Annotated in this window: 18 protein-coding genes and 1 tRNA gene; 9 read left to right on the top strand and 10 right to left on the bottom strand. The window is 41.3% G+C overall.

Annotated elements, in window-relative coordinates:
* Window positions 1-2: 2 nt before the first annotated feature.
* The 4 genes from EMIN_RS02070 to EMIN_RS02055 form a co-directional block, all read right to left on the bottom strand.
* Window positions 3-497 (bottom strand): 3-isopropylmalate dehydratase small subunit, encoded by a 495-nt coding sequence (locus EMIN_RS02070; protein WP_012414575.1) that lies wholly within the window; start codon window positions 495-497, stop codon window positions 3-5.
* A gap of 21 nt (window positions 498-518) precedes the next feature.
* Window positions 519-1775, bottom strand: a complete 1257-nt coding sequence (locus tag EMIN_RS02065; protein WP_012414574.1) for a 3-isopropylmalate dehydratase large subunit — start codon at window positions 1773-1775, stop codon at window positions 519-521.
* Window positions 1776-1784: 9 nt separating this feature from the next.
* Window positions 1785-3035: a homocitrate synthase/isopropylmalate synthase family protein gene (locus EMIN_RS02060; protein ID WP_012414573.1), complete on the bottom strand. Its 1251-nt coding sequence runs from the start codon at window positions 3033-3035 to the stop codon at window positions 1785-1787.
* A gap of 133 nt (window positions 3036-3168) precedes the next feature.
* Complete coding sequence (locus EMIN_RS02055) at window positions 3169-4539, bottom strand: MATE family efflux transporter (protein ID WP_012414572.1); 1371 nt, start codon at window positions 4537-4539, stop codon at window positions 3169-3171.
* Between the two features lie 163 nt (window positions 4540-4702).
* Here EMIN_RS02055 and EMIN_RS08070 point away from each other — a divergent pair, with 163 nt between their 5' ends.
* From EMIN_RS08070 to EMIN_RS02040, 3 genes are all read left to right on the top strand, one after another.
* On the top strand, window positions 4703-5539 hold the full coding sequence (locus tag EMIN_RS08070) for an RDD family protein (protein WP_012414571.1): 837 nt from the start codon (window positions 4703-4705) through the stop codon (window positions 5537-5539).
* A 100-nt stretch (window positions 5540-5639) separates the two neighbouring features.
* On the top strand, window positions 5640-7004 hold the full coding sequence (radA, locus tag EMIN_RS02045) for a DNA repair protein RadA (RefSeq protein WP_012414570.1): 1365 nt from the start codon (window positions 5640-5642) through the stop codon (window positions 7002-7004).
* Window positions 7005-7054: 50 nt separating this feature from the next.
* A complete protein-coding gene (locus EMIN_RS02040) occupies window positions 7055-7525 on the top strand; it encodes a GreA/GreB family elongation factor (RefSeq protein WP_012414569.1) in 471 nt (156 codons plus the stop codon).
* Window positions 7526-7559: 34 nt separating this feature from the next.
* On the opposite strand, the gene EMIN_RS02035 is transcribed toward EMIN_RS02040, so the two are convergent.
* Together EMIN_RS02035 and EMIN_RS02030 are read right to left on the bottom strand one after the other, a co-directional pair.
* Window positions 7560-8768, bottom strand: a complete 1209-nt coding sequence (locus EMIN_RS02035) for a DNA recombination protein RmuC (protein WP_012414568.1) — start codon at window positions 8766-8768, stop codon at window positions 7560-7562.
* 3 nt (window positions 8769-8771) lie between these two features.
* Window positions 8772-9548 (bottom strand): type III pantothenate kinase, encoded by a 777-nt coding sequence (locus EMIN_RS02030; RefSeq protein ID WP_012414567.1) that lies wholly within the window; start codon window positions 9546-9548, stop codon window positions 8772-8774.
* A gap of 70 nt (window positions 9549-9618) precedes the next feature.
* Between EMIN_RS02030 and EMIN_RS02025 the strand changes: the two genes are divergently transcribed.
* From EMIN_RS02025 to EMIN_RS09365, 4 genes are all read left to right on the top strand, one after another.
* A complete protein-coding gene (locus EMIN_RS02025) occupies window positions 9619-10233 on the top strand; it encodes a GDSL-type esterase/lipase family protein (RefSeq protein WP_012414566.1) in 615 nt (204 codons plus the stop codon).
* Window positions 10234-10364: 131 nt separating this feature from the next.
* Window positions 10365-10446, top strand: a tRNA-Leu gene (locus EMIN_RS02020).
* 70 nt (window positions 10447-10516) lie between these two features.
* Window positions 10517-11263, top strand: coding sequence for a M48 family metallopeptidase (locus EMIN_RS02015; RefSeq protein ID WP_012414565.1), 747 nt, complete (start codon window positions 10517-10519; stop codon window positions 11261-11263).
* A gap of 153 nt (window positions 11264-11416) precedes the next feature.
* On the top strand, window positions 11417-11944 hold the full coding sequence (locus EMIN_RS09365; protein ID WP_012414564.1) for a type IV pilin protein: 528 nt from the start codon (window positions 11417-11419) through the stop codon (window positions 11942-11944).
* 61 nt (window positions 11945-12005) lie between these two features.
* Here the strand turns inward: EMIN_RS09365 and hypF are convergent, their stop codons facing one another.
* Genes hypF through EMIN_RS01990 form a run of 4 tightly spaced genes read right to left on the bottom strand, consistent with a single transcriptional unit; the run spans window position 12006 to window position 16462 of the window.
* Entirely contained in the window at window positions 12006-14216 is a 2211-nt protein-coding gene (hypF, locus tag EMIN_RS02005) for a carbamoyltransferase HypF (RefSeq protein WP_012414563.1), read from the bottom strand.
* On the bottom strand, window positions 14210-15217 hold the full coding sequence (hypE, locus tag EMIN_RS02000) for a hydrogenase expression/formation protein HypE (protein WP_012414562.1): 1008 nt from the start codon (window positions 15215-15217) through the stop codon (window positions 14210-14212). Before hypE ends, hypF begins: the two co-directional genes overlap by 7 nt.
* Window positions 15207-16247 (bottom strand): hydrogenase formation protein HypD, encoded by a 1041-nt coding sequence (gene hypD, locus EMIN_RS01995; protein WP_012414561.1) that lies wholly within the window; start codon window positions 16245-16247, stop codon window positions 15207-15209. Before hypD ends, hypE begins: the two co-directional genes overlap by 11 nt.
* The gene (locus EMIN_RS01990) at window positions 16247-16462 is read right to left on the bottom strand and encodes a HypC/HybG/HupF family hydrogenase formation chaperone (RefSeq protein WP_012414560.1); all 216 of its coding nucleotides are present in this window, start codon (window positions 16460-16462) and stop codon (window positions 16247-16249) included. The genes hypD and EMIN_RS01990 overlap by 1 nt, the downstream gene beginning before the upstream one ends.
* 101 nt (window positions 16463-16563) lie before the next feature.
* On the opposite strand from EMIN_RS01990, the gene EMIN_RS01985 reads away from it, so the two are divergent.
* Together EMIN_RS01985 and EMIN_RS01980 are read left to right on the top strand one after the other, a co-directional pair.
* A complete protein-coding gene (locus tag EMIN_RS01985) occupies window positions 16564-16944 on the top strand; it encodes a RidA family protein (protein WP_012414559.1) in 381 nt (126 codons plus the stop codon).
* A gap of 2 nt (window positions 16945-16946) precedes the next feature.
* Entirely contained in the window at window positions 16947-18503 is a 1557-nt protein-coding gene (locus tag EMIN_RS01980; protein ID WP_012414558.1) for a 4-alpha-glucanotransferase, read from the top strand.
* Window positions 18504-18522 lie beyond the last annotated feature (19 nt).

Here is an 18522-nt window from a genome sequence, read left to right as displayed (position 1 = left end):
ATTTACACCAAGTCAAATTTGCCGTGTTTTTGGATGTGCGCCATAAGGCCGCCGTCTTGTAAAATTTTTATCATAACGTCAGGCATAGGAGTTATTTTTATGTCCTTGCCTGAAGTTAAATTTTTTACTACTCCTTGTTTAACGTCAAGTTCAATTTCGTCGCCCGCTTTAATTTGGTCAGTATCACATTCAACTAACAAAAGACCGATATTAATAGCATTTCTAAAAAATATTCTGGCAAAACTTTTGGCAAGTACGGCGCTCACACCGGAAAGTTTAATAATTGTAGGCGCGTGCTCACGTGAAGAGCCTAAACCAAAGTTTTTGCCCGCCACAACAAAATCCCCTTTTGACATGGAGGAAGCGAAAGCGGAATCCGCATCTTCTAAAACATGTTTTGCCATTTCGGGCAAATTACTTCGCAGGTGAAACAGACGTCCCGGCGCAATATGGTCGGTGCTGATATCATCTCCAAATTTCCAAGCTTTTCCTTTCATAATATATAACCTCTTAAAATTTTATTTTAATATTTCCCTGGGGTCGGAAATATAACCTTTTAAAGCGCTGTAAGCGGCTACTGCGGGCGAGGAAAGATAAATAAAACCTTTTGTATTGCCCATGCGACCCTGGAAATTGCGGTTTTGGGTGGCTAAACAAACTTCCCCATCGCCCAAAATGCCGCCGTGCACGCCAACGCAAGGCCCGCAGCCAGGCGTTTGCACGCTGGCGCCCGCCTTAACAAAAATTTCTATAAGCCCTTCTTTTAAGGCGGCTAACATAACGTCGCGCGAGGCGGGCGTTATAAAAGTTCTTGTACCGGGGTTAACTTTTTTATCTTTCAAAATCTCGGCTGCTATTCTTAAATCCTCTATACGTCCGTTTGTGCAGGTGCCTATAAAAACCTGGTTAACTTTAATGTCTTTAAGTTCGCCTACTGTTTTTGTATTGTCAACCGTGTGCGGGCAGGAAACGGTAGGTTCTAAAGAGGAAGCGTCTATTTTAATAACCTTTTCGTAATCAGCGCCTTCATCGGCGGAAATAAGTTTAAAATTATCCCCCCTGCCGCGTTCGGCAAGGTAAGCCCTTGTTTTTTCATCAGTAAAGAAAAGGCCCGCTTTCGCGCCCGCTTCCACAGCCATATTGGCTAAGGTAAAGCGGTCTGCCATTTCCATATTTCTGATTGTTGAACCGTGAAACTCAAGCGCTTTATATGTAGCGCCGTCCGCGCCGATAACGCCTATTAAATGCAAAATAAGGTCCTTAGCGCCTACACCTTTTTTAAACGCGCCTTCAACCTCTATTTTAAAAGTCTGCGGCGCTTTAAGCCATGTTTTACCTAAAGCCATGCCGACGGCCACGTCCGTTGAACCCATACCCGTGGCAAACGCGCCAAGCGCCCCGCCAGTACAGGTGTGGGAATCAGCGCCGATTAGAATTTCGCCGGGGTTTACGTATTTTTCCGCCAAAAGCTGATGGCAAACTCCTTCGCCAATTTCGGAAAGTATCGCGCCCGTTTCTTTAGCGAAATTTCTTAAAACAACTTGTGAGTTTGAAAGCTCTTTTCTGGGGCTTGGGGCCGCATGGTCAATAAATAATATTGTTCTTGCGGGATTTGCCAGTTTGGTAAAACCGGCTTTTTTAAGCTCTTCAACCGTTAAAGGGCCGGTACCGTCCTGCACGGCCGTTAAATCAACGTCTGCTATAACAAATTCCCCCGCTTTTACGCGACGTCCGGAATGGTTTGAAATAATTTTTTCTGCAATTGTCTGAGGCATGGTAACTCCTTATTTTTCATACTGCGGCGTAGTTGTCATAATAAGCGCCGCCAAGTCCGGGTAATTGTAAATAAACCTAAGTTCGCTGTCCATTAAAGGAAGCTGCGTGTGAACGTTGGCGTAGCGCACAAGTTCCAAAATATTTCTGGCTTCTTTTTCGTCTTTAAATTCTATGGACAGTTTTTCATACACGTCCCTAAAACCTTTAATACCGCCGTATTCCCCCGTGGTAATCATGCGGCCTGTTTCAATAACTTCAGGTTCGCCGCGGCCTAACTCCTCATAATCATAAAGTTCATAATTACGCCGGTCTTTTAAAGCGCCGTCCGCGTGAATACCAGACTCATGCGCGAAAGCGTTGCCACCCACCGCGGGGTAGTTAATAGGTATAGGTACGCCAAATGAGTAAGATGTGTATTTGGCAAGCGGCCATATTTTTGACATATCGATATCAGGGTCAATTTTATATTTACCGGAAAACCCGCTTGATTTTAAAACAGCCAAAACGCAACATGCCAAATCGGCGTTGCCGGACCTTTCGCCCATGCCGTTAACCGCCGTGTTTATATAAGCGTTAACGCCGCCATCAATAGCGCCCTGCGCCCCGCGTACGGAGTTGGCTACAGCCATGCCCAGGTCATTATGAAAATGCATTTCCAGGTCCAAACACGTTCTTTTCGCCAAATCATTTAATCTGGAATATGCCACATCTGGCGAATCATAGCCCAAAGTGTCGCAGTATCTTAATCTCTTTGCGCCAGCGGCTTTAGCGGCTAAAGCAAACTCAACCAAGTATTCCTGGTCCGTTCTGGAAGCATCTTCCGAGTTTACCCCCACAAGCTCCGCGCCGCATTCATAAGCTTTTTTTACGGCGGCGGTCATTTGGTTTATAATATCCTTTCTTGTTTTGCGCCCGCCGAATTTTCCTTGTATCATTTGGTCTGAAGTGGAAATAGATAAGTTCACCGTTTTTAATTTAGGAACGTTTTTAAAAGCCAAAACAACATCGCTCTCAAGCGCGCGCATCCAGCCGCTTAAAACGGTTTTTTTTATGCCGCCTCGTTCAGCCAAGTCTAAATTAGCGTTAAGGTAATTAATTTCATGCTGAGTGGTAGGAAAACCAAATTCAGACTGGGTAATCCCCATTTCGTCTAAGTAAATATTTACAAGCGTTTTTTGCAGCTTAGCAAGACCGAGCCTTGAAGTTTGCACCCCGTCCCGGTTGGTAACGTCTACTATATAGATAAGTTTATCTGACATGACTGCCCTCTCTTTAAGGAACCGTGGCGCACCTTGGTTACGGCGCGCACGCAAGCCCCGAGTTAGTTTCTCTAATTTACTTAAATATAATAGTAAATTATCTTCTTTCTGTGGCTAAAAAAAAGGCCTATAATTATAAATATCGTTTTATTTCACGTCTTAGGAAGACAAAAGAAAGAACCGCAGTGGCAAAGTCCGAAACGGGGCCAGATATAAAAATACCGTTAAGTCCGAATATTCTTGGAAGTATTAATATTAAAGGAATAAGCAGCAAAATCTGCCTTGAAAGGGTAAGAATAATAGCTTTGCCCGCGCGCTCCGTAGCCTGAAAAAACGTGCTCGCCACAATTTGGAACCCTACTAAGGGAATGCAAATATTAAAAACCCTTAAAGCGTATGACGCCAAATGCGTAAGTTCGGGGGTACCTCTGTGAAAAAGCGCCACTATATAAGGAGCAAAAAGCATTACAATAATAAAACCGGTTAATGTTATGCCGCTTGCCCAGTTTATACCCATTTTTAAAAATTGAAGCATTCTTTTATAGTATTTAGCGCCGTAGTAATATCCTATTATAGACTGTAACCCCTGCCCTATTCCTATAACGGGCATAATAATTAAAGTGTTAACGCTTGAAACTATGCCCATGGCGGAAACCGCCAAATCCCCGCCGAAACCAACCAGCGTAAGGTTTAAAATAACATTAAGCACGGAAACCGCAGTATTAAGCACAAATTGGGAGGAGCCTATAGTAAGCGTTTTGGAAACTATTTTTGCTTTTAAAACAAAATTTTTAAATTTTAATTTAAACCGCGCTTTTTTGCCTACAAAATGCCAGCATACCCAAACGGCAGAAACAAGCTGGGATAAAACAACCCCCCAAGCCGCGCCTTCCATACCCCATTGGTAATAAAAAATAAATAAAGGCCCTAAAATACAGTTTATAACAGCACCTATAAGCATGGTAAACATAGCAAGTAAAGGTCTGCCCTGCGCGCGTAAAAAGTTGTTCATACCCATGCCGACGGCCTGTATAGGCGCGCCTATTAAGATAATACGCATGTAGGCCTTAGCAAGCGGGGCCACGGCTTTGCTGGCGCCTAAAAGCTTAAGCATATGGTCCATGGAAAGTTCCCAAATACCCACGACCAAGCTAACTACAATAAACAACAAAACAAAAGTATTGCCAAGCACCCGCTCGGCCAATTTATATCCCTTTTTACCCAGGCTTATCGAAAACAAAACGCTGCCGCCAACGCCGATCATAATTGAGCAGGCCATAATAAACAAAATTAAAGGAAAACTTATTGTAATAGCGGCAATGCCGTCGGGCCCCATGGCGTGCCCTATAAAAGCCCTGTCGGCCACATTATATAAAGCGTTTACTATAATGCCTACTACCGCCGGGGCTGAAAATTTAAACAAAATGCCTTGGAGAGTTTTACCTTTGAATGGATTTTTTTCTTTTACAATCTCTGTAGCGCTTGATATGGTGTCAACCGACATACTGCCTTAACCGTCCTTTTACACAATAATACCCCCCGCGGGAGGCATCAATAATATAAAAACAAAATTGTGTCATTTATTGTATTATATTATATTAAGAGAGGGTTGTTTGCTCCCGGCAGTTTTAATATTTAAACAAATATATATATAACAAGGAGTGGTTATGCAAGACTTTAACCCTGTTGCTGGTAATTCCAATAAAGATACTGTTTATACAATTGCTCCCGTTTCGGACCGTTTGCTTGCTTTTTTAGTTGATTTTTTACCGTTTTACATCGCCCCGCAGTTTTTATTTTGGTATTTGCTTAATTTTACATCATGGTATAACATTAACATAAGTTTTTATGTATATATCGGACTTGCTTTTTACGGAGCTTTTGTTTTATATACCACAATTTTTAATTCTGGCGGAAGAGCCACATTGGGTAAATGGCTGCTTGGTTTAAAAGTAATAAGCTCGGATGAAGAAAACAACTTAAATATAGTTAAATCTTTCTTACGCTCTTTAGGTTATTTTTTAAGTTTTTTTACTTTCTTTTTAGGCTTTGCCATGGCGTTTATAACAAAAAGGAAAAGAGCCTTACATGATTTTATCGGCGGAAGCATAGTAGTAAGCACAAGAGAAAAGAGCGACGCGGAAACATTTGTAATATCCTTTATATCGGCCATTTTAATAGGCGCGCTGTCAGCCGGCACATATTTTTATGTTTTTAAAGCCACTCCCGCGGGGCAAAAAGAGCTTGTGTTAAACGCCCAAACCCAAATAGCAAAGGTGGCGTACCTTCAGGAAGTTCACTTTAGAGAGTACGGCAGATATACGGATGATATTGTGCGCCTCGGTCTTATAAGCGGCGATCCAGTGCAATTCAGGCGCGATATGCAGCGTAACCTTCGCAGAAGGGGTTTTAGAATAGGCGTTTCAAAAGACAAAAAAACCTCTTACAAAATAACGGCCGTCGCCAAAGATAACAGGAACACGAAAGTAACGTTTGATAAATAATTAAAAACCAAAATTTCAAACAAATATAAGAGCAAGGTTTAACGGCCTTGGCTTATATGTATTTTTGCTAAAAAAGATTTTTTACTACAGGTGAGTTGTTATGAAATTAAAAACAGTATTTGTTTGCCAAAGCTGCGGTTTTAAAGCGCCTAAGTGGACCGGGCAATGCCCTGACTGCTCGGAATGGAATACTATGGTTGAGGAAGTTGAGGCCGCCCCTTCGAAAACGGCGTCCAAATCAAAATCTTTTACAAGTTTTTCCTCTGAGATAATAAATCTTTCCGACACTAAAACCCTGCGTGAAGAGCGTGAACTTACAGGCATCAGCGAGCTGGACAGGCTTTTGGGCGGCGGCATTGTAAAAGGGCAGCTTATTCTTTTAGCAGGTGCGCCCGGTATAGGCAAATCAACATTAATGCTTCAAACTGCGGCAAGTTTATCAAAAGGTAAAAAAGTTTTATATATTTCGGGTGAGGAAAGTTTAAACCAAATATCGTCGCGCGCTTTAAGGCTTGGCGTGGAAGGCAAAAATATTTTCCTTTTGTCTGAAACAAACATGCAAAATATTATTGAAGCGTTAGATAAAGTTAAGCCCGAAGTTCTTATAATAGACTCTATTCAAACGGTTTACCACCCCGAGTTTTCCTCATCACCCGGAACAATAGGACAGGTGCGCGAATGCGCCGCCGAACTTTTAAGACTTTGCAAACCCAAAGGAACTGTTTTATTTATTTTAGGACACGTTACAAAAGACGGCGAACTCGCCGGCCCTAAAGTTTTAGAACATATGGTTGACACCGTTTTATATTTTGACACGGAAAAAGATAATATTTTAAGGCTGCTGCGGCCGCATAAAAACCGTTTTGGCTCAACGCATGAAATAGGTTTATTTCAAATGACGGGGCACGGGCTTACGCCTGTTGAGGACGCCAGCGTTTATTTCGCAGGAAACTCAAGAAACAAGCCTTTAATAGGAAGGGCTTATTCCATAGCTTTAGAAGGCACCAGGCCTATTTTAACGGAAGTTCAGGCTTTGGTTGTGCCTACAAGATATCCTTTTCCCAGGCGCGTTTCCACGGGTATAGATTTAAACAGATGCCAGGTTTTATTAGCTTCAATAGAAAAAAACGCCGGCATAAGTTTGGAAAATAAAGATATTTATATAAGCCTTGCCGGCGGAGTTAAAATAAAAGATCCTGCGCTTGATTTGGCACTGTCGGCCGCCGTAATAAGCTCTGTTAAAGATATCCCTATATCTAATACGGACGTTTTTCTGGCTGAAGTAGGCATCTTGGGGCCGCTTGCTAAAGTCCCTTTGGCGGACAGGCGCATAGCGGAAGCTGGCCGCCTTGGTTTTAAAAGAGTGTTTACCTCAATTATTAGTAAAAATGAGGAACCGTCCGACAATAAAACGCAGGTTTTACAGTTGGAATCCATAGCCGATTTAGTATTAAAACTAAAGTAAGCATAAAATAATTTGCTATACTTTTTGAACAATAAAAGAAGGAGTTGTTTATGGAGAAGTATTATTTAAGCCGTAAAAATTATGAAAAATTAAGAGAGGATTTAACCGCCTTAAAAGAAATTAAGGCGAAACTATCCCTTGAAATAGGCGAAGCCGCCCAGCAGGGTGATTTAAGGGAAAACGCCGAGTACGCAGCCGCTAAATCAAGGCAGGAAGAGACTTTAGTTAAAATTCAGGATTTGGAACAGAAGCTCAGAAACGCGCAAATTACCGATGATATCCAGGTAGATAAAAGCGAAGCTCGCATTGGCGCAACCGTAACGGTGCACGATATTTCGGCAGATATTGATTTTACTTATACTTTGGTAGGCTCTATGGAAAGTAATCCCGAAAAAGGTTTATTATCGGTACAATCGCCTTTAGCGGTTTCAATTTTAGGCAAAAAGGAAGGGGAAGAATTTGAAGCCGTGCTTCCCAAAGGCAAAAAAATGTATAAGCTTGTTAAACTGGAATATAAATAATTATATTTAAAACGCTTAATAAAAAAGACCTCTTTTAGTCAAGGAGGTCTTTTTTATTGTCTTCTGAATAATTTGGAAGCACGTCAATAGTATGCTCGGAAGAAACATCTATTTCTTTATCGGACACTTTAAAATCTTTAAACCTTCTCGCGCTTACAAGCACGCGCGACTCATAAGAGCGTAATGTTTGGTTATAACTTTTTGTGGCGTTTTCCAAGCCGGAACCGATTTTATAAAAATGCTCGGACATGGTGGCTATTCTTTCATAAAGTTCTTTACCCAAAGCGGCAATTTCTTTGGCGTCTTGTTCGACAGACACATTTCTCCACCCGTACGCTATAGCCTTAAGCAAACTTATTAAAGTTGTCGGCGTAGCAACAATAACTTTTTCTTTTACTGCGTTTTCAATTAAAGCAGGTTCAGCCTCCAAAGCGGCGGCGAAATAAGAATCCCCCGGTATAAAAAGCACAACAAAATCAGGCGTGGGGCTAAACTGCTCCCAATAAGCCTTGCTGCTTAAACTTTTAATATGGTCTTTTATCTGGGCGGCGAACTCCTTAAATTTTGCATGCCTGGCGGAAGGATCTTTAAGTTCAACAGCTTCAAGATATTTTGAAACGGGCGCTTTACTGTCCACAACGATATTGCTGCCGCCGGGCAGTTTTACTATTAAGTCAGGTCTTAAGCGTCCGTCCTGAGTGGAAACGGAGGACTGTTCAACAAAATCGGCGTGATTCATCATGCCAGCAAGCTCAACAATTTTTTTAAGCTGCAATTCCCCCCATCTGCCGCGTGACGAGGAGGATGTTAAAGCGTTTGATAGAGTTTGCGTAGTGCCTAAAAGCATATGCATTTGCTCTTTAAGGCCTTCGTAGGCGCCTTTTCTTTCTTTTTCAATTTCGCCTATTTTAACTTCAAATTTACCAAGCGTTTCTTTTACGGGTTCGACAAGGCTGTTTATGGCCTGTTGTCTTTTTTCAAGGTCGCCTTTGGCGGATTCCTGGTATTTTTCCAAGGTGGTTTTGGCAAGTTCAAGAAAGGATTTATTGTTTGTATTAAGAGCCTCGGCCGAAAGAGCTTTAAAAGTGTTTACAAGGCGCTCCTCGTTCTGCTCACGTTCGCTTAATTTTACTTCTAAAGAAGCTGTCTTAAACGCGGCTTTTTTATCAGCCAGTAAATAACCGGTAAAAAAGCAGGCCGCCGCCACAATTAAAATAATTAAAACTAAAATCCAAACGGACATAATTTACACGCTCCTGTTTTGTTCCAATGCTATCTTTATACCAAGTATTACAAGATCAGGCAAATAAACGTCAAATACTTTAGCCGATTCAAACAACCTGCCCATACCACCGGTACCGATAACAATGCTTTCTTCATTACCAAAACATTCTTTTTTAATTCTTGTTATAAATTCTTTTATCGCGCCTAAGTTACCATAATAAAGGCCCGCTTGTATTTGACCTTCGGTAGTAAGGCTGGCCGCTCCGCCGGGATCTAAAATTTCCACTTTAGATAAAAGAGCCGCGTTCTGTATTAAAGCGTTTAAAGAAGTGCTTACTCCTATCTGTATGGCGCCGCCCTTATATTCTTTATTTTTAGAAATAGCGTCATAAGTGTTTGCGGTGCCGAAATCAATTATAAGCAAATTTCTATCGGGGTAAATATTCATGGCGGCAATAGCGTCGGCCACGCGGTCCGCGCCCAGGTTGGCTGCGTCGCGCCCGCGTATGTTTAACCCTGTTTTAATGCCGGGGCCTATCATAAAAGGCTCAAGCCCCAAATATTTCATACAACTGTTATGTATTGTTCTGTTAATATCAGGCACTACTGAAGAAACGCCCACTTCTCTGATTTTTTTTGGATCCAGGCCGTTTTCTCTTAAAACCTGTCTTAAAAACAGGCCCAGTTCATCTGAGGTTAATGTACCCTTAGAAGTTTTTCTAAAAGTAAGTTTAAGATTGTCACCTTCATAAACACCGCCGAAAATCTGTGTATTGCCAACATCTAATGTAAGAATCATTTTTACCCTCCTGCGCTCCTCAAAGGGTAGCGCGGTTACCAATATTCTACTAATTTGGTAAAGTTAAAGTATGAAAAAAGTTATTTTAACCGCCATTATAGCGGCGGCTATGGTATTTGCTTACAAGAGTTTTACAAAAACGGAAATAAAAAACCTACAAAACAATAACAGTAATACCATAGTGGCTTTCGGCGACAGCCTTACATACGGACACGGGGCTTCACCCGGGAAATCATACCCGGACATACTTGCGCAAAAAACAAATATGCGCGTTGTAAATCTTGGCGTCAGCGGTGAAACCGCCCCCCAAGGGTTAGCAAGGATAAATGATGTTTTTAAGCACAGGCCTTATATGGTTTTAATAGAATTCGGCGGCAATGATTTTATAAGAAAAACGCCTTTTGAAGAAACCGTGTCCGCCATAGAAAAAATGGTTGACGCCGTGCAAGCCCAAGGCGCGGTGGCCGTTATAGTTGATACCGGCGGCAACCCTTTTATGGGCAAGTACACAAAAGCTTATAAACAAATAGCTAAAGAAAAAGGCGCTGTTTTTGTACCCGCTATTATGGACGGCATTTTAACAAACCCTAAACTTAAATCGGACCAGATTCACCCCAACAACGAAGGCTACGCCGTATTGGCTGAAAGGGTTTATAAAGGCATAAAAAAATACTTAAACCGCTGACAGACTTTTTAAGACAATTGCAAGGTTATTGTTTTTTTGATAAAATTATTTATTAGTTGTAAAATAAATTGAAAATTTGCCCTCATGAAAATTGACCCGGTATTTTAGGTTAATTAATAAAACAGATTTACGCGCAGGTGGCGGAATTGGTATACGCGTGCGTTTGAGGGGCGCATGCCTAACGGCTTGAGGGTTCGAGTCCCTCTCTGCGCATTTATTTAACAAAGCTTGTACTTTTATTTATAATATTGGTACAAGCTTTTTTTTATTGTAGGAGAACGGAATGAAAAAAACTTTATATATTCTTATAACGCTTACGTTTTTAGCCGCCTGCGCTACTGTAGCAGGAACCGGAAGAAAACAATTTATAACAATGTCTTACGAAGAGGAGCAGGCTTTGGGGCTGCAGTCTTTTAACGAAGTTCTTTCAAGTTCACAGGTAATAACAGGCACGGCTGAAGCCAATTTAGTAAACAAAGTAGGGCGTGATTTGGCAACTCACGCGGGGGTTGATTACAACTGGAAATTTGTTTTAATAAAAGATAATCAAATAAACGCGTTTTGTCTGCCGGGCGGCAAAGTAGCCGTGTATTCGGGCATATTACCCATAGCAAAAGACGCCGACGGGCTTGCCGTTGTAATGGGGCATGAGATAGCGCACGCTTTAGCCCGCCACGGAGCTGAAAGAATGAGCCAAAGTTCCTTGCTTAACATGGGCGGACAGATTTTAGGCGCAACAACAACCAACGCAAACGTTTTATCGGCTTACGGGCTTGCGTCAAATTTAGGGGTAATGCTTCCTTACAGCCGCAAACATGAAAGCGAGGCCGATTATTTAGGCCTTATGCTTATGGCAAAAGCAGGTTATGATCCTAGAAAAGCGGTTGATTTTTGGCAAAGAATGAGTGCCGCGGGCTCTTCGGGCACACCGCAATTTCTTTCCACACATCCTTCGGACGCAAAAAGAATAGCCGATATACAAAAACATTTATCTGAGGCAATGCAATATTACACGCTTTCAAAGCATTGATTTGGCATTTAAAATAAATGTTTTTATGTATTATTTGATTTAGAATATAATATATAAATATCATATTGACTTTTTGAAAATATATTATTAGACTTACTATGTGGCTTAAGCATGACCACCAAAATTAGCAAACCCTTAAAGGAGGGCTAGGAAATGAATAGAAAAGGTTTCACATTAATTGAGCTTTTAGTAGTGGTGCTCATTATCGGTATTTTGGCAGCAATTGCGTTGCCTCAGTACTTTAAAGCAGTAGAAAAATCAAGAATGGCGGAAGCCGAAACAATTATCGGTAACGCTATACTTGCCCAGCAGAGATATTTTATGTCTACTGGCAGATATACGGACAACTGGAAAAGGCTTGACACAACGCCTACCGGCGACCTTAAGCAAAGAACAAACGCCAATGATACGCTCCGCACAAAATCAAGCGGAAACGGTTTCATTGTGCAACTTGTTGCGAGCGGCACCACAGGCCATGTTATTGCCAACAGGGAAAATACTTCATATCCGTATGCTTTGGCAAAATCATTTACGTCAACAGGCAGCTTAAAACCGTTCTGCTACACGGCAGATACAACAGGTAAAGCCTTTGATATTTGTGAAGAGTGGAACGATGGCGCGACACAGGCTGATTCTTCAGCAGCCGGTATCGCCGGTCTCGCTTACAGCGGTACATGGTAATAGTTTTTAAGTTTTAAAAAAACCCCGCTTTAGCGGGGTTTTTTTATGTCTTAGTTTTATTTTAAACCATATTCCACGCCTGTCCGAGAGCCAACCCCCCGTCGTTACAAGGCGTTTGTTCATTTAAATACACATTAAATCCTGCGCGTTTTAAAACATTTACCGTGCCTTTCAATAAAACTTTATTTTGAAATACGCCTCCGCTTAAACAAATATTTTTAAGTTTAAGTTTTTTTGCCGTTTCCAAAACAGAGTAAACCATGTAAGCGTGAAATCTTGCCGATATTTCTTCCGCGCTCCTCGAATAAGATAAAATTTCTTTTAACATCTCCCCTGTTTTTATAATGTAACAACCATTTTGTTTTTCCATAACAACTTTATAAGGGCTTTTAAGCCTAAGGCATTTTGCCTCAAGCTCCATGGCCGCCTGGGCCTGGTATGTGGTTTTGGTAATGCCTAAAGCGATATGGCTTACAATATCAAAAACACGGCCCGCGCTGCTAGAGTTATAAACGTTAATACCGTTGTCTATAAGTTTTAAGGCCAGCCTAAATTTTTGCCGCGGCACATTTTTAAAAAGATATTTATAGTTAGTCCAATCCTTGCCATAAATTTTTTTAATAGCGCCTAATGTAAGGAGCCAAATTTCGCTTACGCTTTCATCCCCGGCGGGTAAGGGCAAAGGCTCAAAATAAGCGGCCCTTTTCCAATTTTTATTATTAAAAGCCAAAAACTCCCCGCCCCATATGGCGCCGTCGCTTCCCAGTCCGCTACCGTCAAGATTTACCGCTAAAAAACGGCCTTTTAAATTATGCTCCGCCGCCACGCTTAAAGCGTGCGCAGCGTGATGCTGTATTTTATTTACATTCTTAAAAGGCAGTTTGTTTGTAAAATAACCGGGGTGCAAATCGGCAATTGTAACTTGGGGGTTTATCCCTAAAAGCCTCTTATTTTTTTCAAGCGCGGTTAAATAAAACCCGCCGTTTTCTTTTTTATTCAAATCGCCTATATACTGACTTAGATAAGCTTTATTTTCTTTAACTAAACAAAAAGCGGCCGTTTTATCAGCCCCCAAAGCTAAAATGCTTTTTTTAGCTTTTTTAGCAAGCGTGGCGGGCAGCGGGGCAAAGCCTCTGGCCCGCCTTATAAAACGCATTTTGCCCAAGGCTTCAAACATAATACTGTCATCAACCTTATTATAAATTTCACGCTCGTGGTATAAAAAGCCATCCGCTATTTTGGAAAGTTTTTTAAAAGCTTCCCCATCGCCGCTGCAAAGCGCGCCGCCTTTGGCGTTGCCCGAAGTCATGACCAAAACATCCGTTTTTAAGAGGGAAAATAATATTTTATGAAGCGGCGTATAAGGCAGCATAATACCATAATTATTAAGATTATCCGAAATAAGCTTAAGCTCTTTTTTCTTTTTTACAATTACTATAGGCGCGGCGGGCGACAAAAGGGCGCGGGCCTCAATTTTATTTATAAAACAATATTTTTTGGCGGTTTTTAAATCTTTAAACATTATAGCTAAAGGTTTGTAGGGGCGTTTTTTGCTAAGTCTCAGAGAAGTGACAGCTTTAGGATTTTTAGCGTCGCAGGCTAAATGATAACCGCCTATACTTTTTACAGCCGTGATTTTACCTTTATCTAAAAAAACGGCTGCGGTTTTTAAGGCTTTTAAACCTTTAAAATTTTTATTTTTAAATTTGAAAAATACTTGCGGCCCGCAGACTGGGCAGGCGTTAGGCTGAGCGTGAAAACGGCGGGAGTTTGGGCTTTCATACTCCTTTTGGCAGGCGGGGCACATTTTAAACTTTGACATTGTGGTTGCCTTGCGGTCATAGGGCAAAGTTTTTGTAATACTGAGCCTGGGGCCGCAGTTGGTGCAGTTGGTAAGCGGGTATAAAAAACGGCGGTCTTTGGGGTTAAGTATTTCCTTGCCGCAATCTTTACACATAGCTAAGTCAGGCGGTAAAAAAACGGTTTGAATATTGTCTTTTTTACTTGCGATAATTAAAAAACCTTTTTCTTTTTTTTCTTTTATATCCGTTATTTTAAGATCTTCTATCTTAGCCTGCGGCGGGCAGTTTTGTTTTATAAAAAGTATAAATTTATTTATATTTTCTTTACTCCCCTGAGCTTCAGTTATAACACCCGCCGAAGTATTTTGCACAAAGCCGCTAAGCCTAAATTTTAAAGCGCTTTTATAAATAAAAGGCCTAAAACCCACGCCCTGCACAACGCCGTTTATTAAAATCCTTTTTCTTAACATATACGCGGCAAATTACTGCCCTCATGCTCAGCCAGCGCGCGGCTGGCACCGAGCGGCGTTTTTATATAAACCCGCCCTTTCCTTGTTTTTAAAACAGTTCCGCAAATTTTAGCGTCTTTACCGTAAGCAAAAGTTTTTAAAAGTTTCAAAACGCTTTCGGCTTTTTTTGCATCCGCTATGCATACAAATTTACCTTCGTTAGCGGTTTGCAGCGGGTCTACGCCGAGTATACTGACTGCTCCTTTTACAGCTTTAGAAAGCGGAACGCGGCTTTCTTCCAACTCAATATCTTTTTTAGCTTGTTCCGCAATTTCTTTAAGCGCGCCGGCAAGGCCGCCCCTTGTTAAATCACGCGTCATATGAATGTCTTTGTCAAATTTTAAAAACAGTGCTTTTGTTATTTTATTTAAAGGGGCCACATCGCTTTTTAAGCCTTTAAGGCCAAGTTTGTGGCGTTCATTCATTACGCTTATACCGTGCTCGGCCAAATTGCCGCTTACTATAATTTTGTCGCCTTTCTTAATATTTCGGGCTTTAACAGTTGCGTCCGCAATTGCCTGGCCTATGCCTGATGTGTTTATAAAAATTTTATCGGCCCCGCCGCGCTCAACTACTTTAGTATCGCCGGTTACAATCTCAACACCCGCTTCTTTAGCCCGTAAAGCTACCGCTTTTAAAATTTGTTCCAGCTCTTTTAAATCCAGCCCTTCCTCAATAATAAGTCCTAAAGAAATATATTTAATATCCCCGCCGCTAACGCTTATATCATTAACGGTACCGCAAACTGCCAAATCGCCTATATTGCCGCCGGGGAAAAATACGGGGTTTACAACATAACTGTCAGTTGTAAATAAAATATCCTTTGAGTTTATTTTAATTTTAGCCGAGTCTGAAAGCTCCGCTAAACTTTTACTTTTAAAATATTTTAATAAGGTTTTTTTTATAAACCCGCGCGAAACTTCCGCGCCCGCCCCGTGGGCAAGAGTAATTTTATTTTTCATAATTGTATAAGGCGTTGCATGCCCCCTCGCTTGATACCATACACGGCCCTAAAGGTTTGCCGGGCGCGCATTTTTTGCCAAAAAGCGGGCATTTTACGGGGCTTATTTTACCCTTTAAAACTTCCGCGCATTTGCATGCTTTATTTAAAGAACCGCCGTAACAGGGTTTAATGTTAAATTTTATTAAAGCGTCAAACTCTCTAAATTCTTTTTTTATTTTAAGCCCTGAGGAAGGAATTACGCCAAATCCCCTCCAAACCGCGTCGTAAGGCTCAAAAACATCCTCTATCATTTTTAGGGCGGTTTGGTTGCCTTCTTCTTTTATTGCGGGGTAGGCATTTTGTATTTGGGCTTTGCCTTCTAAAAGCTGTTTAACTATTTCTATAAGAGCGGCAACAATTTCCTCCGCTTCAAAACCGCCTATAACACCCGGTTTATTAAATTTTTTGCTTATAAAACTGTAAGGTTTTTTGCCTATAACCAAACTGACATGCCCGGGCAACAAAAACCCGTCTATTTTATTTTCTTCACTTAAAAGCGCTGTTATGGCGGGGTTAATAAGTTTTAAAACGGGAAAAACAAAAAAGTTTTTAAACCCCGCTTCTTTCGCTTTTTTTAAACAAACGGCTATTAAAGGGGCCGTCGTCTCAAAACCGCTTGCTAAAAGAATTACGGTTTTATTTGTTTTTCCTGTTTCCAAAAAAGCGTCTAAAGGGCTGTAAATAACTCTGACATCCGCACCCGAAGCTTTAGCTTCCTGCAAACTGCCGTTACGCCCCGGCACGCGGAGCATATCGGCAAAAGTAAAAATTATATTATCCTTTTTTAAGGCTAAATCTATAGCGGCCTCGATATCACCGTCCGCGCTTACGCAAACAGGACAGCCGGGGCCTGAAATTAAATTAATATTTTCATTTAAGAGGCTTTTTAAACCGTTTTTAGCTATTGAGTTTGTATGCGTGCCGCAAACTTCCATTATGTTAACCTTACGCGACAGCCTTTTAGCTAAATCATTTAATTTTTTTATCATTATATAAGGCCTGTTTCTTTTAGTAATCCAAGACGCTCTTTAGCGTCGGATTTATCAAGTATTTCCATAATAAAACCCGCGTGGACAAGCACATACTGGCCTTTTTTTACTTCAGGTTTAAGGCTGGCGTTAACCAAACGGCTCACTCCGCCGAAATCCACTTCCGCGTTTTCACCGTTTATTTTTATTATTTTGCCGGGCGCCGCTATACACATAAGTTAACCCCTTGGATTTTATATTTTTAATAAGCCGGGCTGCCCCAGCGTTACAATAATTTAATATACTATTATTATAGTTTTTTAAACAAGGAGTTTATATGGCAAAGAAAGTAATAACATCACCTCTAGCGCCCAAAGCTATAGGGCCTTATTCCCAAGCTGTTGAAATAGGCGGATTTGTGTTCGTGTCCGGCTGCCTGCCTTTAGACCCTGTTACGGGTGAAATCGTTGGCGGGGACATAAAAACCCAGACAGAAACAATTTTAAAAAATATGGAAAATGTGCTTAAGGCCGCTAAACTTGATTTTAAACATGTTGTAAAATCAACCTTATTTATGACAGATCTTACATCTTTCGCGGATTTAAATGAAGTATATGGTAGAGTTTTTAAAGAAAATCCCCCCGCCAGAACCACGGTTCAGGTATCGGCTTTGCCTAAAGGGGCTTTAATTGAAATTGAAGTTATAGCTAAAAAATAAATATGGAACCGGTTTTAAACAAAAGAAGCGTAGGTATAGTTATGCCTTTGTTTGCCATGCGAAGCGTGGCAGACTGGGGCGTGGGCGATTTTGCTTCAATGAAAAACTGGATAAATTATTTAGCTTCCACAAAAACATCTGTTTTACAAATCCTTCCGATAAACGAAATGGCGCCGCAGCACAGCTGCCCGTATAACGCTATGACTTCTTTTGCTATTGACCCGGTATATATTTGTGTTGAGGAAGTGCAAGATATCATAAACTCACCTGAAGCCCAAAGCTTTATTAAAACAATACGCCCGGTTGTTGATATTTGGCAAAAATCCGAAAGAGTGCATTATGTTACCATACGCGACGCTAAACTAAAAGCGTTGTGGAACGGGTTCGGCTATTTTTTAACTAATGAATGGCTTAAAGACAGCGATAGAGCCAAAGAGTTTAAAACCTTCTTAGCGCAGCATGCCCATTGGCTAGATAACTACGCTTTATTTAGGGCTTTAAAAGATTATTTTAAATGGCAAAGCTGGACTTTATGGCCCGAAGAGTTTCAAAACGCGGACAAAAACGCTTTAGCGGGTTTTGAAAAAGATTATTTTAAACAGGTTTTGTTCTTTAAATATTTACAATGGATAGCTGAGGAACAAATAAAACAGGTTACTTCTTTGGCAGCCTCTAAACAAATGTATATTTTCGGCGATATTCCTTTTGGCATAAACCTTGACAGCGCTGACGTTTGGGCCGAAAGGGATAATTTTAATACCGCCGTTGAAGTGGGCGCGCCGCCGGACCAGTTTTCAACCGAAGGGCAGCACTGGGGCATGCCGGGATATAACTGGCTTCACATGCAGGCCACGGGCTATGAATACTGGAAAAGGAAAGTAGGGCGCGCATGCGAACTTTTTGACATTTTCAGATTAGACCATTTTGTAGGATTTTTTAGAACTTATATTTATAAATCGCAGGAAGACAGGGGCGAGTTTGACTGGCTTGGCGAGGACGCCCAGGCAAAAAGAGGTTACGATTTTCTAGTTGCCATTCAAGAGGCCTCCCGAGGTAAACAGTCAGTAGGCGAGGATTTGGGCGTTATACCAGACTATGTGAGGAGAATAATGGCTGACCTTAATATCCCGGGATATAAAATTATGCGCTGGGAACAGGATAGCGGCTATTACCGCGACCCCGCCAAATACCCTTATATTTCAATAGCCGCTGTTTCAACCCATGATACGGAAACGCTTAAAGGCTGGTGGGAATCAATACCCCTTGCTGACCGCGCGGACGTATGGGAAATGATTTCAGGAGTTAAAACGGATGGAATTATTCCTTTTACGCAAGAAATTCAGGAACAAATTTTAAGAAGACTTATGAACAGCGGCTCCTCGATAGTTATGCTTTCAATACAAGATATTGTGGGCATCGCTGACCGTATTAATACGCCGGGCACCGTTTCTAACCAAAATTGGACGTTCCGTTTCGACGCTATGCCCGAGAATATAGAAAATATATATCCCGCCCAAATACAAGCCTATAAAAAACTTATAACAGAGTGTAACCGCTAGAAATTAAAGTTTATAAAGG

Origin of the sequence: Elusimicrobium minutum Pei191, from assembly GCF_000020145.1 — a bacterium.
Lineage (GTDB): Bacteria > Elusimicrobiota > Elusimicrobia > Elusimicrobiales > Elusimicrobiaceae > Elusimicrobium > Elusimicrobium minutum.
Note: the sequence above shows the minus strand (reverse complement) of the source record. Positions and strands in the feature narration are given on the sequence as shown.